The 26209-nt window shown below is 70.9% G+C and carries 20 protein-coding genes; 9 read left to right on the top strand and 11 right to left on the bottom strand.

The genetic code is table 11. The features are described from left to right. Positions 1-55 precede the first annotated feature (55 nt). On the bottom strand, positions 56-1663 hold the full coding sequence (locus NON19_RS06280) for an ABC-F family ATP-binding cassette domain-containing protein (protein ID WP_255925621.1): 1608 nt from the start codon (positions 1661-1663) through the stop codon (positions 56-58). Positions 1664-2095: 432 nt separating this feature from the next. Between NON19_RS06280 and NON19_RS06275 the strand changes: the two genes are divergently transcribed. The 3 genes from NON19_RS06275 (at position 2096) to NON19_RS06265 (ending at position 5564) form a co-directional block, all read left to right on the top strand. Then, positions 2096-3115, top strand: coding sequence for a fatty acid desaturase family protein (locus NON19_RS06275; RefSeq protein ID WP_255925620.1), 1020 nt, complete (start codon positions 2096-2098; stop codon positions 3113-3115). A gap of 89 nt (positions 3116-3204) precedes the next feature. After that, positions 3205-4779 carry an acetolactate synthase large subunit gene (locus NON19_RS06270; RefSeq protein ID WP_255925619.1) on the top strand — a complete coding sequence of 525 codons (1575 nt, stop codon included), beginning with the start codon at positions 3205-3207 and terminating at the stop codon, positions 4777-4779. A gap of 80 nt (positions 4780-4859) precedes the next feature. Then, positions 4860-5564 (top strand): MerR family transcriptional regulator, encoded by a 705-nt coding sequence (locus tag NON19_RS06265; protein ID WP_255925618.1) that lies wholly within the window; start codon positions 4860-4862, stop codon positions 5562-5564. Between the two features lie 136 nt (positions 5565-5700). On the opposite strand, the gene NON19_RS06260 is transcribed toward NON19_RS06265, so the two are convergent. From NON19_RS06260 to NON19_RS06240, 5 genes are all read right to left on the bottom strand, one after another. Beyond that, on the bottom strand, positions 5701-7872 hold the full coding sequence (locus NON19_RS06260; RefSeq protein WP_255925617.1) for a 3-hydroxyacyl-CoA dehydrogenase NAD-binding domain-containing protein: 2172 nt from the start codon (positions 7870-7872) through the stop codon (positions 5701-5703). A 71-nt stretch (positions 7873-7943) separates the two neighbouring features. Continuing rightward, positions 7944-9158, bottom strand: coding sequence for an acetyl-CoA C-acetyltransferase (locus tag NON19_RS06255; protein WP_255925616.1), 1215 nt, complete (start codon positions 9156-9158; stop codon positions 7944-7946). A 31-nt stretch (positions 9159-9189) separates the two neighbouring features. Beyond that, positions 9190-10332 carry an acyl-CoA dehydrogenase family protein gene (locus NON19_RS06250; RefSeq protein WP_255925615.1) on the bottom strand — a complete coding sequence of 381 codons (1143 nt, stop codon included), beginning with the start codon at positions 10330-10332 and terminating at the stop codon, positions 9190-9192. Between the two features lie 54 nt (positions 10333-10386). Further along, the gene (locus NON19_RS06245) at positions 10387-11526 is read right to left on the bottom strand and encodes a CaiB/BaiF CoA transferase family protein (RefSeq protein ID WP_255925614.1); all 1140 of its coding nucleotides are present in this window, start codon (positions 11524-11526) and stop codon (positions 10387-10389) included. A 159-nt stretch (positions 11527-11685) separates the two neighbouring features. Next, positions 11686-14073 carry a Tex family protein gene (locus tag NON19_RS06240; protein WP_372514003.1) on the bottom strand — a complete coding sequence of 796 codons (2388 nt, stop codon included), beginning with the start codon at positions 14071-14073 and terminating at the stop codon, positions 11686-11688. A 178-nt stretch (positions 14074-14251) separates the two neighbouring features. Between NON19_RS06240 and NON19_RS06235 the strand changes: the two genes are divergently transcribed. Continuing rightward, positions 14252-14752: a VOC family protein gene (locus NON19_RS06235; RefSeq protein WP_255925613.1), complete on the top strand. Its 501-nt coding sequence runs from the start codon at positions 14252-14254 to the stop codon at positions 14750-14752. Positions 14753-14921: 169 nt separating this feature from the next. Here the strand turns inward: NON19_RS06235 and NON19_RS06230 are convergent, their stop codons facing one another. The 3 genes from NON19_RS06230 to NON19_RS06220 all read right to left on the bottom strand — a co-directional run bounded on the left by NON19_RS06230 (position 14922) and on the right by NON19_RS06220 (position 19210). After that, positions 14922-15578, bottom strand: a complete 657-nt coding sequence (locus NON19_RS06230) for an NAD(P)-dependent oxidoreductase (RefSeq protein WP_255925612.1) — start codon at positions 15576-15578, stop codon at positions 14922-14924. 100 nt (positions 15579-15678) lie between these two features. Next, complete coding sequence (locus tag NON19_RS06225) at positions 15679-16686, bottom strand: isopenicillin N synthase family dioxygenase (protein WP_255925611.1); 1008 nt, start codon at positions 16684-16686, stop codon at positions 15679-15681. A gap of 598 nt (positions 16687-17284) precedes the next feature. Continuing rightward, entirely contained in the window at positions 17285-19210 is a 1926-nt protein-coding gene (locus NON19_RS06220) for a Xaa-Pro dipeptidyl-peptidase (protein WP_255925610.1), read from the bottom strand. Between the two features lie 173 nt (positions 19211-19383). Here NON19_RS06220 and NON19_RS06215 point away from each other — a divergent pair, with 173 nt between their 5' ends. After that, a complete protein-coding gene (locus tag NON19_RS06215) occupies positions 19384-20136 on the top strand; it encodes a polysaccharide deacetylase family protein (RefSeq protein WP_255925609.1) in 753 nt (250 codons plus the stop codon). Beyond that, positions 20136-21326, top strand: a complete 1191-nt coding sequence (locus tag NON19_RS06210; protein WP_255925608.1) for a YncE family protein — start codon at positions 20136-20138, stop codon at positions 21324-21326. Before NON19_RS06215 ends, NON19_RS06210 begins: the two co-directional genes overlap by 1 nt. A gap of 74 nt (positions 21327-21400) precedes the next feature. On the opposite strand, the gene NON19_RS06205 is transcribed toward NON19_RS06210, so the two are convergent. Both NON19_RS06205 and NON19_RS06200 read right to left on the bottom strand, forming a co-directional pair. Then, the gene (locus NON19_RS06205; RefSeq protein ID WP_255925607.1) at positions 21401-21727 is read right to left on the bottom strand and encodes a hypothetical protein; all 327 of its coding nucleotides are present in this window, start codon (positions 21725-21727) and stop codon (positions 21401-21403) included. 187 nt (positions 21728-21914) lie between these two features. Next, positions 21915-23000 carry a LacI family DNA-binding transcriptional regulator gene (locus tag NON19_RS06200; RefSeq protein ID WP_255925606.1) on the bottom strand — a complete coding sequence of 362 codons (1086 nt, stop codon included), beginning with the start codon at positions 22998-23000 and terminating at the stop codon, positions 21915-21917. 171 nt (positions 23001-23171) lie between these two features. On the opposite strand from NON19_RS06200, the gene NON19_RS06195 reads away from it, so the two are divergent. From NON19_RS06195 to NON19_RS06185, 3 genes are read left to right on the top strand one after another with little or no spacing between them, the layout of a single operon-like run. Next, positions 23172-24479, top strand: coding sequence for an ABC transporter substrate-binding protein (locus NON19_RS06195; protein WP_255925605.1), 1308 nt, complete (start codon positions 23172-23174; stop codon positions 24477-24479). Positions 24480-24489: 10 nt separating this feature from the next. Beyond that, positions 24490-25380, top strand: coding sequence for a carbohydrate ABC transporter permease (locus NON19_RS06190; protein WP_255925604.1), 891 nt, complete (start codon positions 24490-24492; stop codon positions 25378-25380). After that, positions 25377-26201, top strand: a complete 825-nt coding sequence (locus tag NON19_RS06185; RefSeq protein WP_255925603.1) for a carbohydrate ABC transporter permease — start codon at positions 25377-25379, stop codon at positions 26199-26201. Before NON19_RS06190 ends, NON19_RS06185 begins: the two co-directional genes overlap by 4 nt. The last annotated feature ends 8 nt before the right edge of the window (positions 26202-26209 follow it).

Here is a 26209-nt window from a genome sequence, read left to right as displayed (position 1 = left end):
GTTCGCCTTTCCCATGTCTGGCACGCGGTCGGCCGCCGCAAACCCCGTCTGTCGATCACATCGGATCGATTTCGGTCAGTTCACCGTCCAACCGCAGCCAACGGGTGACCCCGATGCCACGTAGGAACGGCACATCGTGACTGGCGACGATCAGCGCGCCCTGGTAACACTCCAGCGCCCTGGTCAGCTCGCGGACGCTGGCCAGGTCCAGGTTGTTCGTCGGCTCGTCCAGCATCAGCAGCTGCGGCGCGGGCTCGGCGAGCATCAGCGCGGCCAGCGCCGCCCGGAACCGCTCGCCCCCGGACAGTGTGCCGACCGGCTGGTCGGCGCGGGCGCCGCGGAACAGGAACCGGGCGAGCCGGGCCCGGACCACGTTGTTGTCCGCGGTCGGCGCGAACCGGGCGACGTTCTGCGCCACGGTGAGCGCGTCGTCCAGTACGTCCAGCCGCTGCGGCAGATAGCGCACGGGTACGTGCGCCAGCGCCTCGCCCGCCGCCGGTGCCAGGATTCCGGCGACGGTGCGCAACAGGGTTGACTTCCCGGACCCGTTGCGGCCCACCAGCGCGACGCGCTCCGGGCCGCGCAGCTCCAGGTGGGCCAGCGCTCCGTGCACCAGCTCGGCCTCGCGCAGGGTCACCACGGTGCGGCCGGGCGGGACCGCGGTGCGCGGCAGGTCGACGCGGATCTCGTCGTCGTCCCGTACCGCCGAGGCGGCCTCGTCAAGGCGGGCCCTGGCCTCGGCCACCTTCTCGGTCTGCGTGATGCGGTACTTGCCCGCGGAGACCTGGGCCTGGCGCTTGCGCTCGTTCATCACGACGCGCGGCTCGCGTTTGCTGTCGTACTTCTTCTGCCCGAAGCGGGCCCTGCGGGCCAACTTCACCTGGGCTTCGGCCAGTTCTCGCTTCTGCCTCCGCAAGTCGTCCTCGGCGACCCGCACCATGCGCTCGGCCGCCTCCTGTTCCACGGCGAGCGCCGCCTCGTAGGCGGTGAAGTTGCCGCCGTACCAGCGGACTTCGCCGCCGCGCAGGTCGGCGATCTGGTCGACCCGCTCCAGCAGCTCCCGGTCGTGGCTGACGGCGACCAGCACCCCGCGCCAGCCGGTGACGGCGTCATAGAGCCGGTGTCTGGCCGCGAGGTCGAGGTTGTTGGTGGGCTCGTCCAGCAGCAGGACGTCCGGGCGGCGCAGCAGCAGCGCCGCGAGCCGCAGCAGCACCGACTCGCCACCGGACAGCTCACCGACGGTGCGGTCGAGGCCGATCCGGCCGAGCCCCAGCTCGTCGAGGGCGGCGCGGGCGCGCTCCTCGACATCCCAGTCGTCGCCGACCGTGGTGAAGTGGTGTTCGCCGACATCACCTTGCTCGATGGCGTGCAGGGCGGCCCGTATCCGGTGGATACCGAGGGCCTCGTCCACCCGCACGGCGGTGTCGAGGGTGAGGTTCTGCGGCAGGTAACCCACGGCGCCGGTGACACGCACGGTGCCCTCGGTGGGTGTCAGTTCGCCCGCGAGCAGCCGCAACAGGGTTGACTTTCCCGAGCCGTTGAGGCCGACCAGGCCGGTGCGGCCGGGGCCGAAGGCGATCTGGAAGCCGTTGAACACGGTGGTTCCGTCGGGCCAGGTGAAGTCGAGGTCGGCGGTGTTGATGGAGCAGGACGCGGTGGGCATGGGGCCTCCTGGTTGCTCATTGGAGTGCGATTGGGCAACACATGGAGACACCGCGAACGGCGGCAACGCTCAAAGGGAACGCCCTGGCACGCGGAGGGCTGGCTCATGGCTGAGGTCGCACACGGCTACGCGCGAGATACGCGGTCGCGGTGTCTGCTGGGACCTCAGTAGAGCAACGGCCTTCTCCGATCGACGACAACGGGGCCAGGAACAACCGTAGGCAAGCCCGCGTCGGGCGGCAACCGCATTTCCGGCGGACTTCCGTGACCGCGCAGCGTGTGCGGCGATCCCCCGGAGGCGTACGGGGGTTGTCCCCCGGGTGCGGGGCGGAGCACTCCCCCGGGAGCGGCCGGGTGGTGACTCCATGGTTCGGGCGACTGCGGATTCCTAGGTTCTAGGGGTCGGCTTCCCCTCCCCCACCTGGAGTTCCGCATGCCCACTCTCGCCGCGCCCCCCTGTGTCGGGGGAAGCGAGTTCGCGCCGTTGCTGCGGCTGGCCAAGGAGCGCGGGCTGCTGGACCGCCGCACCGGCTTCTACGTGCGCACGATCACGTTCAACGCCCTTGCCCTGGCGGCGACATGGGCGGGTGTGCTGCTGTCGGGCGGCTCCTGGTGGGTGGTGCTGCTCGCCGTGCCGCTCGCGGTGTTCAGCGGCCGCACCGCGTTCATCGGGCATGACGCGGGCCATCAGCAGATAGCCCGCGGCCGCGCCGCGAACCGGGTGCTCGGGCTGATCCACGGCGATCTGCTGCTGGGCATGGGGTACGGCTGGTGGAACGACAAGCACAACCGGCACCACGCCAATCCCAACCATGTGGACAAGGACCCCGACGTCGAGGTCGGAGCGCTGGTGTGGACCCGGGCGCAGGCCGTACAGCGGCATGGTTTCGCCCGGTACCTGGCGAAGCATCAGGCGAGGTTGTTCTTTCCCATGTTGCTGCTGGAGGGCTTCGCGCTGAAGCTGGCGACCGTACTGGACCTCAGGCGGCGGCCGCCGCGTGACCGGGCTGTGGAGGCCGTGCTGCTCGCCGCGCATCTGGCAGGGTACACGGCACTGCTGCTCACCGCGATGCCGGTGGGGACCGCGGTGGCCTTCGCCGTGCTGCACCACGCGCTGTTCGGGCTGCACCTGGGATGCTCGTTCGCGCCGAACCACAAGGGAATGGCGATGCCGGACGGGCAGCGGTGGGGCCATCTGCGCCGCCAGGTGCTCACCTCGCGCGACGTACGCGGCGGCCGGATCACCGACTGGTTGCTCGGCGGGCTCAACTACCAGATCGAGCACCATCTGTTCCCCAGCATGCCGCGCCCGCATCTGCGGCTGGCGCAGCCGCTGGTGCGCGAGCACTGCCGGCGGCTCGGCATCGCGTACACGGAGGCGGGGCTCGTGGAGTCGTACGCGCAGGCGCTACGCCATATGCACGCCGTCGGTGCTCCGTTGCGTGCCGGATGAACGGGTGGTCCTCGCGTCCCTGCCCGCCCTGGCCCCCGGCCAGCCGCTAGCGTCGGGGCCACCGACGCCCAGCCGCAGGGAGGACCAGGATGAACGGTGCGCAGTCCCTGATCCGCAGCCTCGCCGACGCCGGGGTGGAGGTCTGCTTCTGCAACCCCGGTACTTCCGAGATGCACCTGGTGGCGGCGCTGGACCTGGTTCCGGAGCTACGCGCGGTGCTGTGCCTGTTCGAGGGCGTGGCGACGGGGGCGGCGGACGGGTACGGGCGGATGGCGGGCCGCCCGGCGGCCACCTTGCTGCACCTCGGTCCCGGCCTGGGCAACGGTCTGGCCAATCTGCACAACGCCCGCCGCGCTCGCACCCCGCTGGTCAACGTGGTGGGCGACCATGCCACCTACCACAAGCGGCTGGATCCGCCGCTGGAGTCGGACATCGACGCGGTGGCCGCGTCGGTGTCCGGCTGGCTGCGCCGGGCCGATGCGGTGGACGATCTGGCCGCCGACGCCGCGGACGCGGTCGCCGCGGCGCTGGGTCCGCCCGGTCGCATCGCCACGCTGGTGCTGCCCGCCGATCTGGCGTGGACGGACGTGTCGTGGAGCGACGCCCCGGCCGTCGGCGTGCCCGGCGCGGTCGAGGTGGTCGAGCAGGTCGCGGTGGCGCAGGAGGTGGTGGCGGGGGCTGCCGCCGCCCTGCGGTCCGGTGAACCCGCGGCGCTGCTGGTCGGCGGCGCGGCCACCCGGGGTGAGGCGCTGCGGGCGGCCGGGCGGATCGCGGCGGCGACCGGGGCCAGGCTGCTGTGCGAGACGTTCCCGGCCCGGCTGGAGCGCGGGGCGGGGGTACCGCCGGTGGAGCGGCTGGCGTATCCGGCGGAGGCGGTCGCCGCCCAACTGGCCGGGCTGCGGCACCTGGTGCTGGCGGGCGCGGCCCCACCCGTGTCGTCCTTCGCCTACCCGGGAGTGGCGGGCGACCTGGTGCCGACGGACTGCCAGGTGCACATTCTGGCGCACGGCCCGGAGGACCTGGCCGGAGCGCTGACGGCACTGTCCGACGCCACCTGCGCGGGTGCGGGGGCCCAACTCCTCGCGCCGGAGCGCCCGTTGCCGCCGACCGGCGCGCTGACCGCCGAGACCATGGCGTACGGCGTCGGCGCGTTGCTGCCGGAGCACGCGATCGTCGTGGACGAGGCCAACACCTCGGGCCCCTGGCTGCCGGGCGCCACCGCGGGCGCGCCGCGGCACGACTGGCTGACGCTGACCGGCGGGGCGATCGGCCAGGGCCTGCCGGTGGCCACGGGCGCCGCGGTGGCCTGCCCGGACCGGCCGGTGCTGTGCCTGGAGTCGGACGGCAGCGCCATGTACACCGTCTCGGCGCTGTGGACCCAGGCGCACGAGGACCTTGATGTGACGACGGTGGTGCTGAACAACGGCGCGTACGCGGTCCTGGACAGGGAGTTGCGGCGGGCCGCCGCCGGGGAGCCGGGGCCGAGGGCCCGCGAACTGCTGGACCTGTCCCGGCCCGGGTTGGACTTCGTGGACATCGCGCGTGGCATGGGCGTACCGGCCGAACGCGCCACCACGGCCGAGGAGTTCACGCGCGCGCTGGGCCGGGCGCTCGCCGAACCGGGGCCGCGCCTGATCGACGCGGTGGTACCAGCGCTGGTCTGATCGGTTTCGCAACGTCGCTGAGACAGCAATACTGTCTCAGTAGCCGCAGCGGTCGCCGATCAGAAAGCGAGGGCCAGCCGATGACTCCGCCACCGAGCCTCACCGTGGACGAGCTGGCCGCGCGGGCCGGGGTGACGGTGCGCACCGTCCGTTTCTACAGCACCAAGGGCCTGCTGCCGCCGCCGGTGCTCGGCCCGCGCCGGGTCGGCCGCTACGGTCCCGAGCACCTGGCCCGGCTGGCGCTGATCGAGGAGTTGCAGCACCAGGGGCTGACGCTGGCCGCCATCGAACGCTACCTGGAGCAGCTCCCGGCCGGCATCACCGCACACGACCTCGCCATCCACCGCGCGCTCGTCGCCTCCTGGCTGCCGGAGGACGCGCAGGAGGCGACGCGTGAGCAGTTGGAGCGGCGCGCGGGCCGGGCGCTCACCGAACAGGACGTGGACCGGCTGGCCGCGATGAACGTACTGCGCCGCACCGATGACCCGAACGTCTTCGAGGTGGACCCGGGCATCCTGCACCTGGGCGTACGGCTGCTGGACGTGCCCGTGGCGCTGGAGACGATCCTGGCGGCGCGGGAGGTCATGCTCCACCACTCCCGGGCGGCGGCACGGGAGTTGAGCCGGATGTTCCGCGACGCGGTGCGGGAGGAAGGCAGCCTGCGCGAGGTGAAGTCGCTTTCCGCGCACATGCAGCCGCTGGTGGTGCAGGCGCTGGTCACCGCGTTCCAGCGGTCCTTGCGGGAGGAGTTGCGGGCACTGTACGCGGAGCGGTCGGGCGATTGACCTCTGGCTCGCGGTTGGTTCGGCACCGCCGGGCTATGCCGTTGCGGTTGCCCGCCAGCGCGGCGAGAACACATCACGCCCGGCGTCCCAGCGGGGAGACGGGGTGCTGGGGGGCGGCCCCCAGCACCCCCGGCCGCTACGCGTCCGTGAAGACCTCCCCGCGTTCGGCCTTCTCCAGCAGCAGCCGCGGTGGGGAGAACCGGTCACCGTAGGCCGCCTGCAACTGCCGTGCGCGGGCCACGAATCCGGGGAGTCCGCCTTCGTAGCCGTTGATGTACTGCAGTACGCCGCCGGTCCAGCCGGGGAAGCCGATGCCCAGCAGGGAGCCGACGTTGGCGTCGGCGACCGAGACCAGGACGTTCTCCTCAAGGCAGCGCACCGAGTCCAACGCCTCGGCGAACAGCATCCGCTCCTTGATGTCCTCGAACGGAACGTCCGCTCCCGTCTTGCCGAAGTGCTCGCGCAGCCCCGGCCACAGCCTGGTGCGCCGACCGTCTTCGTACTCGTAGAAGCCCGCTCCCCCGCCGCGGCCTGGGCGGCCGAACTCGTCCACCATGCGGTCGATGACCGTCTCCGCGGGGTGCGGCTGGTAGGTGCCGCCCGCTTCCTCGACCGCGCGCCGGGACTCGTCGCGGATCTTGCGGGGCAGGGTGAGCGTCAACTCGTCCATCAGCGACAGCACCTTGGCCGGGTAGCCCGCCTGTGCCGCGGCCTGCTCGACGGATGAGGGGTCGACGCCCTCGCCGACCATCGCCACGCCCTCGTTGATGAACTGCCCGATGACCCGGGAGGTGAAGAAGCCACGGGAGTCGTTGACCACGATCGGGGTCTTGCGGATCTGCCGGACCAGGTCGAAGGCGCGGGCCAGCGCCTCGTCACCGGTGCGCTCGCCCCTGATGATCTCGACCAGCGGCATCTTGTCGACCGGCGAGAAGAAGTGCAGTCCGACGAAGTCCTGCGGCCGTGCGACGCCTTCGGCGAGCATGGTGATCGGCAGGGTGGAGGTGTTGGAGCACAGCAGCGCGTCGGGCGCGACGACCTGCTGGATCTCCTGGAAGACCTTGTACTTGACCGCCGGGTCCTCGAAGACCGCCTCGATCACCGCGTCACAGCCCGCCGCGTCGGCGGCGTCGGCGGTCGGGGTGATCCGGGCCAGCACCTCGTCGCGCTGCTGGGGCGTGATCCGGCCTTTGGCCACCGCCTTGTCCAACAACCCGACGGAGTACGACCTTCCGCGCTCGGCGGCCTCCAGCGAGACGTCCTTGAGCACCACCTCGACGCCGGAGCGCGCGCAGGCGTAGGCGATCCCCGCGCCCATCATTCCGGCGCCGAGCACAACGGCCTTGCGGACGGTGCGCGGTGTGACGCCGTCCGGCCGGGACGCGCCGGAGTTGACCGCCTGCATGTCGAAGAAGAAGCCCTGGATCATGTTCTTGGAGATCCGGCCACAGGCCAGCTCGGTGAAGTAGCGGGCCTCGATGACCTGGGCGGTCTCGAAGTCCACCTGGGCGCCTTCGACGGCGGCGGCCAGGATGTTGCGGGGCGCGGGGTAGGGAGCGCCGCCCAGTTGCTTCTTGAGGTTGGCCGGGAAGGCCGGGAGGTTGGCGGCGAAACTCGGGGTGGCGGGCGTGCCGCCGGGGATCTTGTAGCCGTCGGTGTCCCAGGGCTGCCGGGCGTCGGGGTTGGCGTCGATGAACGCGCGGGCCCGGGCCAGCAGGTCCTCGGGGCTGTCGGCGACCTCGTGGACCAGTGCGGCCTCCAGGGCGCGCCGCGGGGTGTACTGGGTGCCCTGGACCAGCACTTTCAGCAGTGCGTCGGCGATGCCCAGCAGCCGTACCGTGCGGACCACGCCACCGGCGCCGGGCAGCAGGCCGAGGGTGACCTCGGGCAGTCCGATCTTGACGCCGGAGGCGTCGAGCGCCACCCGGTGGTGGCAGGCCAGGGCGATCTCGTAACCGCCGCCCAGCGCCGCGCCGTTGACCGCCGCGACCACCGGCCTGCCGAGCGTTTCCAGGCGGCGCAGCAGCCGCTTGACGCGCATGCCCGAGGCGAAGACCTCCGCCGCCCGGTCGGGGGTGGCGCGGATGAGGTCGCGTAGGTCGCCGCCCGCGAAGAAGGTCTTCTTGGCGGAGGTGATGACGACGCCGCGGAGTTGTTCGCGTTCGGTCTCCAGCCGTTCCACGACGGCTTCGAGGGAGTCGACGAAGGCGTCGTTCATGGTGTTGGCGGACTGTGCCGGGTCGTCGAGTACCAGGGTGACGACGCCGTCGGCGCCTTGTTCCCAGCGGATGGTGGTGCGAGTGGTCATGCGAGGGGGCTCCAGGTTCGGGGGCCAGGGGCCGGGCCCCTGGTGCGGAACGTCAACAACGGCGAAAGGCGTCAGACGCGTTCGACGACGGTCGCGATGCCCATGCCGCCACCGACGCACAGGGTTGCCAGGCCGTAGCGCTGGTCGCGCCGCTCCAGCTCGTCGATGAGGGTGCCCAGGATCATCGCGCCGGTGGCGCCGAGCGGGTGGCCCATGGCGATGGCGCCGCCGTTGACGTTGATCCGGTCCAGGCTGAGTTCCATGTCCCGGGCGAAGCGCAACACCACGGCCGCGAAGGCCTCGTTGATCTCGACCAGGTCGATGTCGCCGATGCTCAGTCCTGCCTTGGCGAGCGCCTTGCGGGCGGCGGGGGCCGGGCCGGTGAGCATGATGGTGGGGTCGGCGCCGGAGACCGCGGCGGAGACGATGCGGGCGCGGGGCTCAAGCCCGTAGCGCTGGCCGACCTCGCGGTTGCCGATGGCGACCAGGGCGGCGCCGTCCACGATGCCGGAGGAGTTGCCCGCGTGGTGGACGTGGTCGATCTTCTCCACCCAGTGGTACTTCTGCAGCGCGACGGCGTCGAAGCCGCCCGCCTCGCCGATGGTGGCGAACGACGGCTTGAGCCCGGCGAGGCTCTCCACCGTGGTGCCGGGGCGGATGTGCTCGTCCCGGTCGAGCACCACCAGGCCGTTGCGGTCGCGTACCGGGACGACGGACCGCTCGAAGTACCCGCACTTCCACGCCTCGGTGGCACGGGCCTGCGACTCCGCGGCGAAGGCGTCGACGTCCCCGCGGCCGAAGCCCTCGACGGTGGCGATCAGGTCGGCGCCGATGCCCTGGGGTACGAAGCCGGTCTCGAAGCTGGTCATCGGGTCCATGGCCCAGGCGCCGCCGTCGGATCCCATCGGCACCCGGGACATCGACTCCACGCCGCCCGCCAGGACCAGGTCCTCCCAGCCCGAACGCACCTTGGCGGCGGCCAGGTTGACCGCTTCGAGGCCCGAGGCGCAGAAGCGGTTCTCCTGGACTCCGGCGACGGTGTCCGGCAGCCCGGCGGCGATGGCGGCGACCTTCGCTATGTCGGAGCCCTGGTCGCCGAGCGGGCTGACCACGCCGAGCACGATGTCGTCGATGGCGGCCGGGTCCAAGTCCGGGAAGCGGTCGCGCAGTTCATGGATCAGGCCGACGACCAGGTCGACCGGCTTGGTGCCGTGCAGCGCGCCGGATGCCTTGCCACGACCGCGCGGGGTGCGGATCGCGTCGTACACGTACGCTTCGGTGCTCAACGTCTCTTCTCCATGGTCGGTGGTACGTCTTTCAGGACAGCAGGGCGCGGCCGATGATCTCCTTCATGATCTCGGTGGTGCCGCCGTAGATCGTCTGGATGCGGCCGTCGGTGAAGGCCCTGGCGATCGGGTACTCGGTCATGTAGCCGTAGCCGCCGTGCAGTTGCAGGCAGCGGTCGGCGACGCGCTTTTGCAGTTCGGTGGCCCACCACTTGGCCATCGAGGCGTGTACCGCGTCCAGTCCCGCGCGGTTGTGCTCGGTGACGCAGCGGTCCACGAAGGTGCGGGTGACCGCGCATTCGGTGGCCATCTCGGCGATCTCGAAGCGGACGTGCTGGAGCGCCGCCAGCGGTCGGCCGAACGCCTCGCGCTCCTTGACGTAGGTGCGGGTCAGTTCCAGCAGGTGCTCGGCCGCGGCGATGGCGGCCACCGCGATGGCCAGCCGCTCCTGTGGCAGGTTGGCCATCAGATGGCCGAAGGCGCCGTTCTCGGTGCCCAGCAGGTTCTCCTTGGGCACGCGTACGTCGGTGAAGAACAACTCGGCCGTGTCCTGGGCCTTCTGGCCGATCTTGTCGAGGTTGCGGCCGCGTTCGAAGCCCGGCGTGCCGCGCTCCACGACGAGCAGGCTCAGTCCCTTGGCGCCGCCTTCCGGTGTCGTCCTGGCGACCACGATGACCAGGTCGGCCAGGATCCCGTTGGAGATGAAGGTCTTGGCGCCGTTGAGCAGCCAGTGGTCGCCCTGGTCGGTGGCGGTGGTACGGATGCCCTGGAGGTCGGATCCCGCGCCGGGTTCGGTCATGGCGATGGCGCCGATCGTCTCGCCGCTGCAGAACCCGGGCAGCCAGCGGCGCTTTTGCGCCTCGGTGCCGAGTGAGGTCAGGTACGGGCCGACGATGTCGTTGTGCAGCCCGATGGCGAGCCCGGAGGCACCGGCCCTGGTGAACTCCTCGGCGAGCACGACCGGGTAGCGGAAGTCGCCGGTGCCGCCGCCTCCGTACTCCTCGGCAACGGCGAGGCCCAGCAGCCCCTGCCGTCCCGCGGCCAGCCAGGCTTCGCGGTCCACCACGCCCGCCTGCTCCCAGCGCGCGTGGTGCGGTAGCACCTCCTTGGCCAGGAAGGTGCGCACGGTCTCGCGGAACGCCTGGTGTTCCGCGGTGAACAACTCTCGCTGCATCTGCGGCTCCGTTTTGATTGTGTTCGCGGAAACGGGGTGGCCCTCTGCGTGCCATCACGGGCGTGGACATCCGGAGTTGAGTGCGGGAACGTCCCAGTCGCGGGCCACTTCGTCGGTGTCCGCGCCCGGCGCTGCGGGCGGGCGGCGTAGCGAGCCCGGGGTGGCCGAGAATCGTGGGGCGGGCGCGGGCTGGGTGCGGCCCTCGGTGTCCGCGGTGAACGTGCCGCGGGCCGCCAGATGCGGATGGCGGGCCGCCTCGCGCAGCGTGAGCACCGGTGCGACACAGGCGTCGCGGCCCTCGAAGACCTCGGTCCACTCCTGCCGGGTACGGGACTTGAAGCGGGCGGCGACGCGCTCGCGCAACTCGTCCCAGCGGGACGGGTCGTCGCGGTCCGGGGCGTCCTCGCCGAGTCCCAGCAGGGCGGTGAACTCCGCGTAGAACGGCCGCTCCAGCGCTCCGACGGCCATGTACCCGCCGTCCGAGGTCTGATAGACGCCGTAGTAAGGGCAGCCGCCGTCCAGCAGGTTGGTGCCGCGCCGGTCCTGCCAGGCGCCTGCGCCGAGCATCCCCCAGATCATCGCGCCCAGGTGCGCGGCGCCGTCCACGATGGCGGCGTCCACCACCTGTCCGGTGCCGGTGGCGCGGGCGTGGTGCAGGGCGGCGAGCGCTCCGACGACGAGGTAGAGGGAGCCGCCCGCGTAGTCGCCGAGCAGGTTGGCCGGTACGTAGGGCGGCCCGTCGGTGGGGCCGATCATGCCGAGGGTTCCGGCGGTGGCGAGGTAGCCGATGTCGTGTCCGGCGCTGTGGGCGAGCGGTCCGTGCTGGCCCCAGCCGGTCATCCGCCCGTACACCAGGCGGGGGTTGGCGGCCAGGCACTCGTCGGGTCCCACGCCCAGCCGTTCGGCGACGCCTGGTCGGTAGCCCTCGATCAGGATGTCGGCGCGGCGGGCCAGTTCGATCACGAGTCCTGGTCCCGCGGTGGACTTGAGGTCCACGACCACCGAGCGCTTGTTGCGGTTGGTGATGTCGTTCGCGGGATCGATGCCCAGGGCGGTGCCGCCCGGCCGGTCGACCCGCACCACGTCGGCGCCGAGGTCGGCGAGCAGCATCGCGGCGAACGGGCCGGGGCCGATGCCTGCCAACTCCACGACTCTGACTCCCGTCAGGGGACCGGGGCTTGTCGGCTCGTCCATGGAACGGCTCCCCTGCGGCGATCACTTTGACAGTAATGATGTAACACCACGGATGCTAGAAGTCCGCGGCACCCGGGGCAAGGCCGCGCCCCTCGCAAACCGCTTCGCCCACAAGCCAAAGGGCCGGGACGCTCTCGCGTCCCGGCCCCCAGGCACTGCCTATCGACGGCCCCGGCCCGGCCCGCCGTCACCGCTGACCAGGCCCGCCCGGCGCAGGGCGTCCGCGAGGGCGCCGCCGCCCGCGGACTCCCTTGACTGGCCGCGGTTCTGCCGCGGCGGTGTGCCGCGCTTGGCACCGCCGCCCTTGCCCGCGCCGCGCTGTTCGCGCTCGCCGCGCGGCGCGCCCGCCTCGTCGTCCAGCCGCAGGGTGAGGCCGATCCGCTTGCGCGGGATGTCCACGTCCAAGACCTTCACCCGTACCACGTCGCCGGGTTTGACCACATCGCGCGGATCCTTGACGAACGACTTGGACATCGCGGACACATGGACCAGACCGTCCTGGTGGACGCCGATGTCCACGAACGCGCCGAAGGCGGCGACATTGGTGACCACGCCCTCCAGCAGCATTCCGGGCACCAGGTCCTTCAGCTCCTCGACGCCCTCCTTGTAGGTGGCGGTCTTGAAGGCGGGACGCGGGTCGCGGCCCGGCTTCTCCAACTCGCCCAGGATGTCGGTGACGGTGGGCACGCCGAACGTCTCGTCCGCGAAGTCCTGCGGCTTGAGGCCGCGCAGCTTCTTGCTGTCACCGATCAGCGCCTTGATGTCGCCGCCCGCGGCCGAGACGATGCGGCGCACCACCGGGTAGGCCTCCGGGTGCACGGCGGAGGCGTCCAGCGGGTCGTCGCCGTCGGTGATCCGCAGGAAGCCCGCGCACTGCTCGAACGCCTTCGGTCCGAGCCTGGCCACGCCCTTGAGGTCCTTGCGGGTGCGGAACGGCCCGTTGGCGTCGCGGTGTTGGACGATGTTGTCGGCGAGCGTCGCCGTGACGCCGGAGACCCGGCGCAGCAGCGGCGCGGAGGCGGTGTTGAGGTCCACGCCGACGCCGTTGACGCAGTCCTCGACCACCGCGTCCAGCGAGCGCGACAACTTGGCCTCGGCCAGGTCGTGTTGGTACTGGCCGACGCCGATCGACTTGGGGTCGATCTTGACGAGTTCGGCGAGCGGGTCCTGGAGCCGTCGGGCGATGGAGACCGCGCCGCGCAACGACACGTCCAGGTCGGGGAGTTCCTGGGAGGCGTAGGCGGAGGCGGAGTAGACCGAGGCGCCAGCCTCGGAGACCACGACCTTGGTGAGCTTCAGCTCGGGGTGCGCCTTGATCAGGTCGCCGGCGAGTTTGTCGGTCTCCCGCGAGGCGGTGCCGTTGCCGATGGCGATCAGTTCGACCTTGTGGGCGGCGCAGAGCCTGGCGAGGGTGGCCAGCGACTCGTCCCAGCGGCGCTGCGGTACGTGCGGGTAGATCGTCTCGGTGGCGACGACCTTGCCGGTCGGGTCGGTGACGGCCACCTTCACGCCGGTGCGGAAGCCGGGGTCCAGGCCCATGGTGGCGCGGGCCCCGGCGGGAGCGGCCAGCAGCAGGTCGCGCAGGTTGGCGGCGAAGACCCGGACCGCCTCGTCCTCGGCGGCGGTGCGCAGCCGGGTGCGCAGGTCGATGCCGAGGTGGACCAGGATCCGGGTGCGCCAGGCCCAGCGGACCGTCTCCAGCAGCCAGGCGTCGGCCGGGCGGCCCCGGTCGGCGATCTTGAACCGGGCGGCGATGGCGCGTTCGAAGCTGGACGGCCCGTCCTGCGGCTCCTCGGGCTCCAGGGTGAGGTCGAGCACCTCTTCCTTCTCGCCGCGGAACATCGCCAGGATGCGGTGCGAGGGCAGCTTCTCGAAGGGCTCGGCGAAGTCGAAGTAGTCGGCGAACTTCGCGCCCGCCTCCTCCTTGCCCTCCCGCACCTTGGCGCTGACCCGGCCGCGCGACCACATGCGCTCGCGCAGTTCGCCGATGAGGTCGGCGTCCTCGCCGAACCGCTCGACCAGGATCGAGCGGGCGCCGTCCAGCGCGGCGGCGGCGTCGGCGACGGTGTCGCCCACGAACTCCTCGGCGGTGGCCCGTGGTTCGAGGGTGGGGTCGGCGAGCAGCCGGTCGGCGAGCGGTTCCAGTCCGGCCTCGCGGGCGATCTGTGCCTTGGTGCGCCGCTTGGGCTTGTACGGCAGATAGATGTCCTCAAGCCGGGCCTTGGAGTCGGCGGCCAGGATCTGCGCGCGCAGCGCGTCGTCCAACTTGCCCTGCGCCTCGATGGATTCCAGGATCGCGGCGCGGCGGTCCTCCAACTCCCGCAGGTAGCGCAGCCGCTCCTCCAGGGTGCGCAGTTGCGCGTCGTCGAGGGCGCCGGTGGCCTCCTTGCGGTAGCGCGCGATGAACGGCACGGTCGCCCCGCCGTCCAACAGGTCGACCGCCGCCTTGACCTGCCCTTCGCGCACCCCCAGCTCCTGGGCGATCACGCGCCCGATGGACTCGGTGGCGCCTGTAGCACCGGTGGACCCGATAGACGTAGTCGTCACTATCCGTTCCGCTTCCTCTGCCTCGCTGAGCTTTGCTGTGCATTCTGCCGGGGCGGTACCGGGCTTGTCGCGCAGGGGCCGGGCGCGCGCCGCCACCAGTTCCTTGAACTTTCAAGCTTTGGTGGCGTACGGTGGAACAAAGGCCCCACCCGGCCGTCCCGGACCCCAGGAGCACGCCATGCCCGTACGACGCCTGAACCACGCGGTGCTCTACGTTCGCGACACCGCCCGCGCGGTGGAGTTCTACACGAAGGTGCTCGGCTTCAGGGTCGACACCGAGATACCCGGACGAGCCGCCTTCCTCCGCGCCGAGGACACCCTCAACGACCATGACCTCGGACTGTTCGCCCTCGGCGCCGACGCGCCCGGCCCCGAGAAGGGCCGGGTCGGCCTCTACCACCTCGCCTGGGAGGTCGGCACGCTCGGTGAACTCGCCGAGATCGCCGACCGGTTGACCGAACGCGGCGCCCTGGTCGGCGCCACGGACCACCTGGTGTCCAAGTCGCTGTACGCCAAGGACCCGGACGGCAACGAGTTCGAGGTGATGTGGCGGGTGCCCCGCGAGGACTGGCCGGACGCCGACGAGCCGAACCGCCTGCGCCCCCTCGACCTGCGCGCGGCCCTGGAGCGCTGGGGTCCGGACCGGGTGACCGGCGCGGCGGCGGGCTCCGCCACATAACGCCTCGGCGCGCGTGGCCTGTGAGGTTGCGGTGAAGTCCGCTGCGGTTCGGCAGCGCCCCGAAGGGGCGCGGGGCTGTGTCCATGTGCGGCTCCGCCGCGTGGGCGCGACCAGCCACGACGGGGCTGTAGACGATCGACGGCATATCGCCGCACTCCCAGCGGAGCGCCTAGTAGCCGACCGCGAACCGCTCCCCGACGTGCTGCGGCTTCTCGATCTCGTCCACGACCGCGACCGCGAAGTCCTCGACGGAGATACGGCTTTCACCCTGGTCGTCGACGACCAGTTCCTCCAGTGCGGTGCGGTAGGAACCGGTGCGCTCACCGGGTTCGATGGTCGCCGCGGGGCTGATGTTGGTCCAGCGCACGTCCTGCACGGTGCGGTAGAAGTCCAGCGCCTCACCGTGCGCGTGCATGATCTGCAGCAGGAACGCGGGCAGCCCCGGCGCATCCCACACCCGGCCGCCGTCCGGCTTGCGCAGCGATCCGGCGCCGCCGACCGCGATCAGCCGCGGCGCCTGCGGGCCGAGCGTGCGCAGGCCGCCGACCAGCGACTCGGCGGCTGGCCTGATGGTGGCGATGTGCCCGGGACCGTTGCCACTGCCGCCGCCGACCGCGCTGACCACCACGTCCTTGCCCTTGGCGGCGGCCGCCACCGTCGTCGGATCGAGCACATCGCCCTTGGTGACCGTCAGCCGGGTGTGCTCGGTGGTGAGCTTGACCGGGTCGCGGACGACCGCGGTGACCTCGTGCCCGCGGCTGAGCGCCTCGCGCAGTATGCGGCCACCGATGGTGCCGGTGGCTCCGAACAGGGCGATGGTCGACATTCTCGGTTCTCCTCCGCTGTCCGCCACTTCGCGGGCGGCGCCGTCCGCGTTCGGTCCGCTATCCACCGTCCCGCACTTCCCGGCCGCCCGCGAAGCGGGGTTACGCCGTCGCGGCGACCAGCTCGGCGTGGTGGCGGCGGGCCACGCCCGGGTGGGCGCGCAGCCAGCCCTTCAGCTCGTTGCGGCCGTAGTCGGCGAACAGCGGGTTGGCCGGGTCCTGCGTGGTGCCCGGTGCCCGGTCGGCGTGCGGGAAGGGCAGCGGTTCGATGCGGGCGTCCAGTCGCGGGTTGTAGAAGAACGGCACGGAGAACCGTTCCCGCTCGGCGGCCGGGCTGACCACCCGGTGGTTGGTGGCCTTCAGATAGCCGTTGGTGGCCACCTCCAGCAGCTCGCCGAGGTTCACCACGAACGCGCCGGGCAGCGGCGGTACGTCGTGGAACGCGCCGTCCTCCCGCTCGACCTGGAGGCCGCCGATGTCGTCCTGGAGCAGCAGGGTCAGGAACCCGTAGTCCTTGTGCGCCCCCACGCCCTGGTCAGCGCCGTCGGGGGCGCGGCCGGGGTAGCGGACGATCTTCAGGTGCAGATGGGGGTGGTCGGCGAAGGCGGCGTCGTAGAAGTCCTCGGGGGCGCCGATGGCGGCGAGCAGTTCCCGCAGCAGCCGGGCCGCGACCGCGCTCAGCCGGTCGATCCAGGCCAGCGCGGTGGTGCGCAGCTCCGGCAGGGCGGTGGGCCACTGGTTGGGACCCTCCAGCCACCAGTAGGCGGGCTCGCCCGGCCCGGGCACGCGCGCGGGGCGTTCGGCGCCTATGTCGAGTTGGTCGCGCCAGTCGGGACTGCCCCCGGTGCGCTCGTCGCCGATGCGGGTGTAGCCGCGGAAGTGCGGGGAGTTGAGGTTGGAGATGGCGAACCGCTCGCTCTCCGGCAGCGCGAAGAACTTCCGTACCACGGAGTTGAGCGTGGCGGTCTCGGCGGGCGTGACGCCGTGGCCGACGAGCTGGAAGAAGCCGACGTCGTGTGCGGCCGAGTGGAGTTCGGCGTGCAGCCGGGCACGCGCGGCGGGGCCGCGGTCGGCGGCGGACAGGTCGATGACCGGAAGCTGGTGAGACATGGGTGATCCGCAGGGTGAGGTCCGGCTACCGCCCCGGCGGTAACCGGGAGCGCCGCGAACGGGCCGGGGTACGGCGGGGTCGCGGAAGCCGGAGAGACGACTGAAGAGGGGAAGGTTCGATCAGCCGCTGCGGCGACAGGACATGCTCGTGACGCGGACGAAGTCCACGTGGCGACGGCGTACGAGCGCGAGCATGCGGGCAGCATACCTCGCGGATTCCGGGGCACGGCTTGCGGTTCGCCCGCCACCGCCGGGCTGCGGCGTGGGGGTTGCTCGCCGTCGCGGCGGAAACGATATGCACCGCCGCGAAGAAGGCGCTTCGGGCGCCGCCGCGGCGGCGCTACCGAACCCGGCAAACTCACCCCGCCGCCACGGCGAGCAACCACGACGGCGGAGCCCGGCGGTGCTCAACCCACCTGAGCCCCACGCAGTGAGTACGCGCGCCCCACGCAGTGGGTACCGCACCCCACGCACAGGACGCGCCCCACGCAGTGGTACCCGCACCGGACGCGCACCCGCGCACGGAGCACCCGCGCCCCCACGCGCCGGACGCGCCCCACGCAGTGGTACCCGCGCCGGACGCGCCCCACGCAGTGGACTAGGGCATACGCGACACCCGGGGCGCCCCCCGAAGCCCGGGAAGGGTCCGTCCCGCCGGATGCGTCACCGGCCCGGGGCCGACGGCCCGTACCAGCGCGGGATACCCGCCGACGAGCGGCAGCTCGGCGGCGGACCGCGTGAGGTCAAGGCTGATCGTCGGAGTGGTGTCCGCCCCGACGATCAGCCCCTTGTCCGTACCGGCGACGACCAGTGCGAGCCGGTGCCCGGCCGGGACGACGTGATCACTGGCGGCCAGCCGCAGCGTGATGGTGTACGGCTTGCCAGGGGTGAGCCGAACACCGTGCAGCGAGGGGGCGTAGTGACCGAGGTCGCCCCAACCACGGCTGAACACCGTGTAGTTGACGTTGGTGGTGTCGGCCGCGGTGTCGTAGAAGCAGGCGCTGTCGCCCGCAGTGCTCTCGCCCCAGCAGGACTTGGTCTTCAGGGTCGTGATGCCCTCACCGCCGCCGCTGTAGTTGCGGATGGTGGCCGGTCCCAGGTCGACCAGTACGGCGGACAGATGCGCGCTGGTGGTGGACGCGGTGGCGGTGAGCGTCACGGTGCCGCTACCGGACAGCCGTAGGTCGTGCTTGAGCACGCCGGTGGTGAAGGCGACCTTGTCGCCCTTGGCCTGGTCGACCTGCGCCGACCAGTCGTTCTCGCTCTGCGACGGGTCGTCGGTGTAGGTCTCGGTGCTGCCCGCCGCCGGGGGCCGGACGCCGAGGGTGCCCAGTCCGTTGGCGCTGCCCGGGTCCAGCCAGACCTTGGTGGCCGCGGTGCCGTGGGCGGGCCAGACGGTGTCGGTGGTCCAGTGGTCGGGGGTGCGCTCGATGTCGGCCATGGGGGCGTGGTCGATGCCGTTGTCGACGCCCATCAGATAGTGGTCGAACCACTGGTGGAGGGTGTCCACCCAGGCCGAGCGGCGGTAGTCGAACGGGTCGACATGGCCGGTCTGGGAGAGCCAGATCTTGCGCTGTACGCCGTGCGCGGCGAGCGCGTCCCACCACTGGCCGAAGTGCTTGGTGCGGACGTTGAGGTCCTCCATGCCGTGCACCACGAAGACGCTGGCCTTCACCTTGGCGGCGTCCGCGACGTAGTCGCGCCGCTGCCAGGCGTTCGTCCAGTCGCCGTCGCGCGGGGCGCCGTCGCGCAGCCGTCGTTGCTCGGCGGAGCAGTTGGCCTGCGCGGTCCGGCTCTCCACGTCGCTGGCGAGGCCGTCGGGGCCGCCGTCGTAGAGGGCGGCGCCCTGGGCGAAGTAGTAGTCGTACCAGGAGCTGATGGCGCTGATCGGCACCACGGTCTTCAGCCCCTCGACACCGGTGGCGGCCACCCCGTTGGCGATCGTGCCGTCCCAGCTCTTGCCGATCATGCCGACCGAGCCGTTGGCCCAACTCGCCTTCACCACCTTGCCGCCGCTGCGTGAGGTGTAGCCCTTGGCCCGGCCGTTCAGCCAGTCGATGACCGCCTTGGCCGAGGTGATGTCGGACGGTCCGCCGACATCCACGCAGCCGTCGGAGCGGTTGGTGCCCGCGAGGTCGACGAGGACGACGGCGTAACCGCGCGGTACGAAGTAGTTGTCGTAGTAGAGCGGGAACTGGACCGGCTTCCCGCTCTTGTCGTAGGTCTTGACCTGGCTTTCGTTGCCGCGCCCGCAGCAGGAGTAGTAGGGGCTGGCGTCCATGATGACCGGGACCTTTCGCCCGGCCGCGGCCGGTTCCCGGGGACGGATGATGTCGGCGGCGACCCGGTCGCGCTTGCCGTTGCCCTCGCCGTGCAGGCCGGTGTCGACCCAGACGGACTCCCGGACGGCGTTGGTGTACGAGTAGACGGGCCGCGTCGGTCCGGTTCTGGGACCGCCGCGCGCCATGGCCGGTGCGGTGAACGCGGCCGCCAGGGCGGTGAGGACGACCGCCACGACCGCCATGGAAGGTATGCGGAATCTCCGAGCGAATGACAGCACGCGCCGCACGCTACCCGCTGTCATTTCCATGACAAATACTGTTTGCGAAAACTCATTCGGAGGTATCGCGCGCGACCCCCCGAAAGGCGGTATTGAGCGGTGCCCGGATAGCGAAGCCTGTACACAATGTTTCAGTGATGTCCATTGACCGCCGCAGTGTTCTGGCCGCGGCCGCCGCCGCCCTGACCGCCGGGTGCTCGGGCGGCCGACCGCACGCCTCAACGCCCCGTGCGGCGGCGCCACCCAGCGCCGCCGCGTCGCGCTCGCCGGGGGCGCCGCTCCCCGCCGGGCTGCCGGACCAGATCAGCCACGGCCCACGGGACCGTCAGATGGTGGCGCTGACGTTCCACGGGCAGGGCGAACCCCGGCTCGCCGAAGGGCTGTTGGGCGAGGCGGAACGGGCCGGGGCGCGCATCACCGTGCTGGCGGTGGGCAGTTGGCTGGACACCTATCCGCAGATGGCCCACCGGGTCCTGGACGGCGGCCATGAACTCGGCAACCACACCCAGAACCACCGCTCCATCTCGACCATGCCCGCGCCCCAGGCATCGGCCGAGATCACCCGGTGCGCCGACCGGCTGCGCGGCCTGACCGGTGGCATCGGCCGCTGGTTCCGGCCGTCACAGGCCCAGTACGCCACCCCGCTGGTCCAGCGGTTGGCCCGCGCCGCCGGGTACCGCCATGTCCTGTCGTACGACGTGGACTCCCTCGACTACACCGATCCGGGCGCCGAGGCGGTGCGCCGTACCGTGCTCGCCCAGGTGCGCCCCGGGTCGGTGGTCAGCCTGCACCTCGGGCACGCGGGCACGGTCGAAGCGCTGCCCGCCCTCCTCGACGGCCTCAAGCAGCGCGGTCTGCGCGCGGTGACCACCTCGGAGTTGCTGACCTGATGCGTGCCATACCCCGTACCCCGCTCCACACGGCGCTGCTGGCGGTCGTGTGCCTGCTCGTCGCCGTCGGCTGCGCATCGCTCGGCAGCCGTCACAGCCCCCCGTCGCGGCCGAGGAGTTCGACCTCGCCGGGGGCGGGCACCATAGGCGTGGCGTTCGACGGGCTGCCCGGCATGCCGCCCCCGCTCGACGCGCACGACCTCTATGCGGCCGACCGGCCGGGAGCGCTCTCCCCCGCTGTACGGAACTTCCCGAACCTCGTTTATGTACCGAACACCATTTCCAACACGGTCTCGATCATAGATCCGGCCACCGACAAGGTGATCAGGACGATTCCGGTGGGCCGTCAGCCGCAGCACGTTGTGCCGTCCTGGGACCTGAAGACCCTGTGGGTCAACAACGACCTGGGCAACTCGCTTACCCCGATAGACCCGGCAACCGGCAAGGTGGGGACGCCGGTTGACGTGCACGACCCCTACAACCTGTACTTCACGCCGGACGGCAGGCACGCGGTGGTGATGGCCTCCCAGGACCGGCAACTGGTCTTCCGCGACGCCCACACCATGGCCGTCGACAAAGCGGTGCCGGTCCACTGCGGCGGGGTCAACCACGCCGACTTCTCGCCCGACGGCAAGTACTTCATCGTCTCCTGTGAGTTCTCCGGTGAACTGCTCAAGGTCGACACCGCCGGGATGAAGGTGGTGGGTCAGCAGCGGCTGCCGTACCAGGGCGCGATGCCGCAGGACGTCAAGCTCTCACCGGACGGAAGGACCTTCTACATCGCGGATATGACCGCGGACGGGGTGTGGGTGCTCAACGGCGACACCTTCGCCGCCCCCGCCCTGCTGAAGACCGGCAGGGGCGCGCACGGCACCTACGTCAGCCGGGACTCGAAGTACCTCTACGTCTCCAACCGCGGCGAAGGGTCCATATCGGTACTGGAGTTCGCCACCGGCAAGCTGGTGAACAAGTGGTGGCTGCCGAGCGGCGGCAGTCCCGACATGGGCGGTGTCTCCACGGACGGCCACATCCTGTGGCTGTCCGGGCGCTACAACTCCGAGGTGTACAAGATCGACACCCGTACCGGGAGGCTGGTCGACCGGATCCGGGTCGGCGCCGGACCGCACGGTCTGTGTGTGTATCCGCAGCCGGGCCGGTACTCGCTGGGCCACACCGGCATCTTCCGCTGAGCGGTGACACATGGAGCCGCACGGTGCCCACTGGGGCGCCGCGCGGCTCGGGTCGGCCCGTATCCGACCGGGTGTCATCGCTTGATGTGCATGTCGCGGTGCGCGTTCATCTGCTCGTGACGCATCTGCTCGTGGCGCATCTGCTCGTGGCGCATCACACCGGTGTGCATGGTGGTGTGGTGGCGCAGGTGCGTGTGGTGGAAGTGGCGCATATGACGGATGTGGTGGTGGCGGTTGAGCCTGACCTCATGGCCCCTGGCGAGGTGCTTTCCGTGGTGGTGCTGGGCGCTGCCCACCGAGGGAGCGGCGGAGGCGCCGCCCGCCGCGAGCAGCAGAGCGGCGGCGCCGCCAACCAGTACCCAGGCGCCGCGAACGGCCGACGACGTCGTGAGGGACTTCATGGTGTGTTGCCTCCAAGAACGTTGAGAACGAGCCCCGACAACGAGCATGTGACACATCAGGCTCGGGCTCTGCCCAACGACCCGGGCGGCGAAGGGTATGGAGGCGGTTACCGAATTTTGCCATTTATTGGAGAATTACCGCCATCTAGGCCAGACATGACGGGACAGCACCTTATGCCCCATAGCGTCAGGACCCCAACGCCTTCCCGTGGGCTTGGCGGCTTGCCGCCAAAGGCACCGTGCTCCCCCGGGGCGTCAGCCGCGGCCGCTCGTCCAGGACGTGGACCGCGGGCTCACCGTCCAGCAGCGCGAGCAGCGCCGTGGCCGCCCGGCGGCCGAAGGCGCCCGTGTCCCGGACCAGGGCGGTGAGCCCCGGATGCGTGCTGCGGCACAACACCGAGTCGTCCCACGCCACGATCGCCAGATCGCCCGGCACCGCGAGCCCCCGCTCGGTGGCGACGGCGAGCCCGGCCACCGCCATCACGTCGTTGTCGTAGACGATGGCTGTCGGCGGACGGGCATCGTCCAGTACCGCACGCGTGGCGGCCGCGCCTTGCGCGTCCGAGTAGTCGGTACTGACCGAGCGCACCTCGGTCAGCCCGAGCGCACCCGCCGCCTCGCGCAGCGAGTGCGTCCGCCGCCGGGTGTGGGCGAGTTCCGGCAGTCCGGCGATGTGCGCGATGCGGCGGTGCCCGAGTTGGTACAGGTGGTCCACGATGGACGCCATCGCCCCGGCGTCGTCGGTGCGCAGTTCGGAGATGGCCGGATACTCGGCCGCGCCGTCCGCCGACCCGGACTCAAGGCCCCCGATGATGACCGCGGGCAGCCCCAGCGAGTCGAGCAGTCCCGGCCGGGCGTCGGCGTGGCGCGGGTCCACCACCAGCAGACCGTCCACCCGGTGCTCGGCCCACCAGCGCCGGTATACCTCGCACTCCGCCGCCACGTCCTCCACCACCTGGAACAGCAGCCCCAACCGCCGTTCCGCCAGCGCCTCCTGAACGCCGGAGACCAGTCGCAGGAAGAACGACTCCACCCCGAGGGTGCGTGCGGGCCGGGCCAGCACAAGCCCCACGGTGGCCGCGCCCTCGCCGGACAGCGCCCGTGCCGCCGTACTGGGCTGCCAGCCCAACTGCTCGGCCACCCGCCGCACCCGCTCCCGGGTGGCCGGTGAGACCCCGGGCCGGTCGTTGAGCGCGAACGACACCGCGCTCTGCGAAACACCGGCCCGGCGCGCTATGTCCTTGATCGTGGGGCGGCGAGCGGAACGGCGCATGCACAGGCCTTTCCAGGTCATGACGTGCCGGGCCACGGCAACGGCCCAAAGCGCTTGGGCAACTCGATGCTAAAGCGCATTAGTTGCCGACGGAAGTGTTGACGGCGCCCACTCACCGGGTGCACGGTCGTGACCGCCACTCCCGGTACCGACCGAAGGAGTTCACCGGCCATGCCCATATCCCGTGGAACCCGCTCCCACAAGGCGGTCGGCGCCGCCTTACCGCTGTTCCTGGCAGCCGCGGCGCTCACCGCCTGCGGAGGAAACGCGGACGGTGGATCGAGCGCGGACGGGAAAGTCGCGGGCGATATCAGTTTCCAGACCTGGAACCTGCGGGCCAACTACAAGGACTACTTCAACGGCCTGATCGCCCGGTTCGAGAAGGAGTACCCGGACACAAAGGTGAGGTGGATCGACCAGCCCGCCGACCACTACGCCGACAAACTCAGCGCCGACGCGGCGGGCGGTACCCTGCCGGACGTCGTCAACGTCTCCCCCGACCTGGCCTATCCGCTGGCGAAGGCCGGGGTGTTGGTGAACCTGGACAAGGAACCGGCCAGCACCAAGTACAAGGACGAGTACACCCCGGAAGCCTGGCAGGCCAACGAGATGCCAGGGCTGAACGGCGGCTACGCCTTCCCGTGGTACCTCAACACCGGGCCGCTGTTCTACAACAGGGCGCTGTTCGCCCAGGCCGGGCTCGACCCCGACAAACCCCCGAGAACCTACGACGAGTTGTTCGCCGACGCCAACACGATGGCCAGACACTCCGGCGGCAGGGTCGCGACGCTGGCCGCGACCCCGGCCATCGAGGACTTCGGCCGCTACGGCGTGCGCCTGATGAACGCGGACGCCACCGAGTTCACCTACAACGAGCCCAGGGGCGTGGAACTCCTCACCAGATACAAGCAGCTCTACGACAACGGAGCACTCGACGCCCAGGCGCTCACCAACGGTCCTGAGGAGTCCGGCCAGAAGTTCCTGGAACAAAAAGTCGCGATGAATCCCGGCAGCGCGCACGACCTGAGCAATTTCAAGGAGAACGCGCCCACCCTCTACAAGAACCTGGGAATCGCTGACGCACCCAACAACACCGGCCACCCGAACATGTACGTAATGGGCCTGGGAATCAACAACGGCAGTCGGCACAAGCCCGCGGCGATCGCGTTCGCCTATTTCGTCACCGACCGGCAGAACCAGGAGTCCGTCGCGCACAAGGTCGCCATATTCCCGTCAACCAGGGGCTCGTTGGACGAGCCGTACTGGACGAAGGACGACGGCACCGACGAGGGCCGGGTGCGGGTGGCCGCCGCGAAGATACTCAAGGGCGCGGTGAACTACACCCCGGTGGTGATGAGCGACGAGATGAAGACCGTCCTGCAGAACCAGGTCGCCCTCGCGCTGCAGGGCAGGAAGTCACCGAAGCAGGCGCTGGACGACGCCGTCGCGCGCGGCGACGAACTGCTCAAGCAGGGCTGAGGCGCCCGGGATGCGCCCGTCACACCAGGCCAGGACCCATCGGGCCGCCAGCCCCTGGCTGTTCCTGCTGCCCGGCCTCGCCGTCATCGCGGTGTTCGACCTGTACCCGTTCCTGACCACCGTCTGGCATTCCTTCACCGACGCGCGAACACTGCTGCCGGGCCACTGGGTTGGGCTGCGCAACTTCCAGGACATGCTGCACGACGACCAGTTCTGGACCGCGCTGCGCAACAGCACCCTGTACGTGGCGCTGGTGGTGCCGTGCACGGTGCTGCTGCCGCTGCTGCTCGCCCTGCTGGTCCAGCCGCGCATCCGCTTCGTCGGCTTCTTCCGTGCCGCGTTCTACACCCCCGTGCTGGCCTCGGTCGTGGTGGTGGCGCTGATCTGGAACTGGATGCTGGACGACCGGGGGCTGGTCAACGGCATCCTGCACGCACTCGGCGCCGGGCCGGTGCCGTTCCTCGGCGACGGTTGGCTGCTGCTGTTCAGCGCGATGGCCCTGACGGTGTGGAAGGGCCTCGGCTACTACATGGTCATCTATCTCGCGGCGCTCGCCAACGTCCCACGGGAGCTGCACGAGGCGGCCTCGGTCGACGGCGCCGGAGCGGTGCGGCGGTTCCTCAGCGTCACGGTGCCGTCGGTGCGCTCCACCATGGTGCTGGTCGGCGCGCTGTCGTCGGTGGCGGCCTTCAAGGTGTTCTCCGAGGTCTTCTTGATGGCCGGTCCCACCGGTGGCCCGGCCGGAGCGGACACCACACTGGTGATGCTGGTGGAGCGCACCGGCACCGGACTGTCCGGGCGGGTCGGCTACGCCTCGGCGCTCTCCCTGGTGGTGTTCGTGATCACTCTGGCGCTGATGCTGCTGGTGCTGCGCGCCGGTCGCGGTGAGGACGCGCCGTGACCCGCGTGTGGGGGCGCGTACTGCGCTATGTCGTGCTGCTGGCGGTGCTGGTGATCACCGTCGGACCGTTCCTTTGGCAGTTGTCCACCTCGCTCAAGGGCCGCACCGAGGACATCTACACCTTTCCGCCGCGCCTGCTGCCGCGGCATCCGACCCTGGGCAACTACAAGGGCGTCGCGGACATCGTCCCGGTCTGGAGTTACGCGCTCAACTCGCTGACGGTCGCGGTGGCCAACGTGGTGACCAATCTGGTCGGCGCCTCACTGGCCGGATACGCGCTGGCCCGGCTGCGCTTCCGGGGCCGCGGGGCCGCGACGCTGGCGTTCGTGCTGGCGCTGCTGGTGCCGCTGGAGAGCATCGTCATCGCCCAGTTAACGCTGATGCGCCAACTCGGCCTGAACAACACGCTGATCGCCGTGGTGCTGCCGGGCTGTGTCGGGGCGATGAACGTGCTGCTGATGCGCGACGCGTTCGGTCATCTGCCGTACGAGACCGAGGAGGCGGCGGTCATCGACGGCGCGGGCGTCTGGCAGCGGTTCGCCCGGATCTCGCTGCCCTCGGTCAAGGGCACACTCGCGGTGGTGGCGGTCTTCTCCTTCATGGGCTCGTGGGACGACTTCCTGTGGCCGTTGATCGTGCTCTCCGACTCCTCGAAGTTCACGCTCACGGTCGGCCTGAACTATCTGCACGGCACGTTCTCCAGCAACCAGCGGCTGGTCGCGGCCGGGACGGTGATCGCCGTCGCGCCGCTGGTCGTGATGTTCGCCTGCCTCCAGCGGTACTTCTTCCGCGGGGTCGCAGAGGGCTCGGTCAAGGGCTGAGGAGGCCC

It is taken from the genome of Streptantibioticus rubrisoli (genome assembly GCF_024436055.1).
In the GTDB taxonomy this organism is placed as follows: Bacteria; Actinomycetota; Actinomycetes; order Streptomycetales; family Streptomycetaceae; genus Streptantibioticus_A; species Streptantibioticus_A rubrisoli.
This window is presented reverse-complemented; position numbering and strand designations above follow the sequence as displayed.

What these genes read in the sequence shown, in the direction of transcription:
- NON19_RS06190 (WP_255925604.1), top strand. Translation starts at nt 24,490, where the DNA reads ATGCGCCCGTCACACCAGGCCAGGACCCATCGGGCCGCCAGCCCCTGG.
- NON19_RS06260 (WP_255925617.1), bottom strand. Translation starts at nt 7,872, where the DNA reads ATGACCACTCGCACCACCATCCGCTGGGAACAAGGCGCCGACGGCGTC.
- NON19_RS06270 (WP_255925619.1), top strand. Translation starts at nt 3,205, where the DNA reads ATGAACGGTGCGCAGTCCCTGATCCGCAGCCTCGCCGACGCCGGGGTG.
- NON19_RS06200 (WP_255925606.1), bottom strand. Translation starts at nt 23,000, where the DNA reads ATGCGCCGTTCCGCTCGCCGCCCCACGATCAAGGACATAGCGCGCCGG.
- NON19_RS06205 (WP_255925607.1), bottom strand. Translation starts at nt 21,727, where the DNA reads ATGAAGTCCCTCACGACGTCGTCGGCCGTTCGCGGCGCCTGGGTACTG.
- NON19_RS06280 (WP_255925621.1), bottom strand. Translation starts at nt 1,663, where the DNA reads ATGCCCACCGCGTCCTGCTCCATCAACACCGCCGACCTCGACTTCACC.
- NON19_RS06235 (WP_255925613.1), top strand. Translation starts at nt 14,252, where the DNA reads ATGCCCGTACGACGCCTGAACCACGCGGTGCTCTACGTTCGCGACACC.
- NON19_RS06210 (WP_255925608.1), top strand. Translation starts at nt 20,136, where the DNA reads ATGCGTGCCATACCCCGTACCCCGCTCCACACGGCGCTGCTGGCGGTC.
- NON19_RS06230 (WP_255925612.1), bottom strand. Translation starts at nt 15,578, where the DNA reads ATGTCGACCATCGCCCTGTTCGGAGCCACCGGCACCATCGGTGGCCGC.
- NON19_RS06195 (WP_255925605.1), top strand. Translation starts at nt 23,172, where the DNA reads ATGCCCATATCCCGTGGAACCCGCTCCCACAAGGCGGTCGGCGCCGCC.
- NON19_RS06265 (WP_255925618.1), top strand. Translation starts at nt 4,860, where the DNA reads ATGACTCCGCCACCGAGCCTCACCGTGGACGAGCTGGCCGCGCGGGCC.
- NON19_RS06245 (WP_255925614.1), bottom strand. Translation starts at nt 11,526, where the DNA reads ATGGACGAGCCGACAAGCCCCGGTCCCCTGACGGGAGTCAGAGTCGTG.
- NON19_RS06220 (WP_255925610.1), bottom strand. Translation starts at nt 19,210, where the DNA reads ATGGCGGTCGTGGCGGTCGTCCTCACCGCCCTGGCGGCCGCGTTCACC.
- NON19_RS06250 (WP_255925615.1), bottom strand. Translation starts at nt 10,332, where the DNA reads ATGCAGCGAGAGTTGTTCACCGCGGAACACCAGGCGTTCCGCGAGACC.
- NON19_RS06215 (WP_255925609.1), top strand. Translation starts at nt 19,384, where the DNA reads ATGTCCATTGACCGCCGCAGTGTTCTGGCCGCGGCCGCCGCCGCCCTG.
- NON19_RS06275 (WP_255925620.1), top strand. Translation starts at nt 2,096, where the DNA reads ATGCCCACTCTCGCCGCGCCCCCCTGTGTCGGGGGAAGCGAGTTCGCG.
- NON19_RS06225 (WP_255925611.1), bottom strand. Translation starts at nt 16,686, where the DNA reads ATGTCTCACCAGCTTCCGGTCATCGACCTGTCCGCCGCCGACCGCGGC.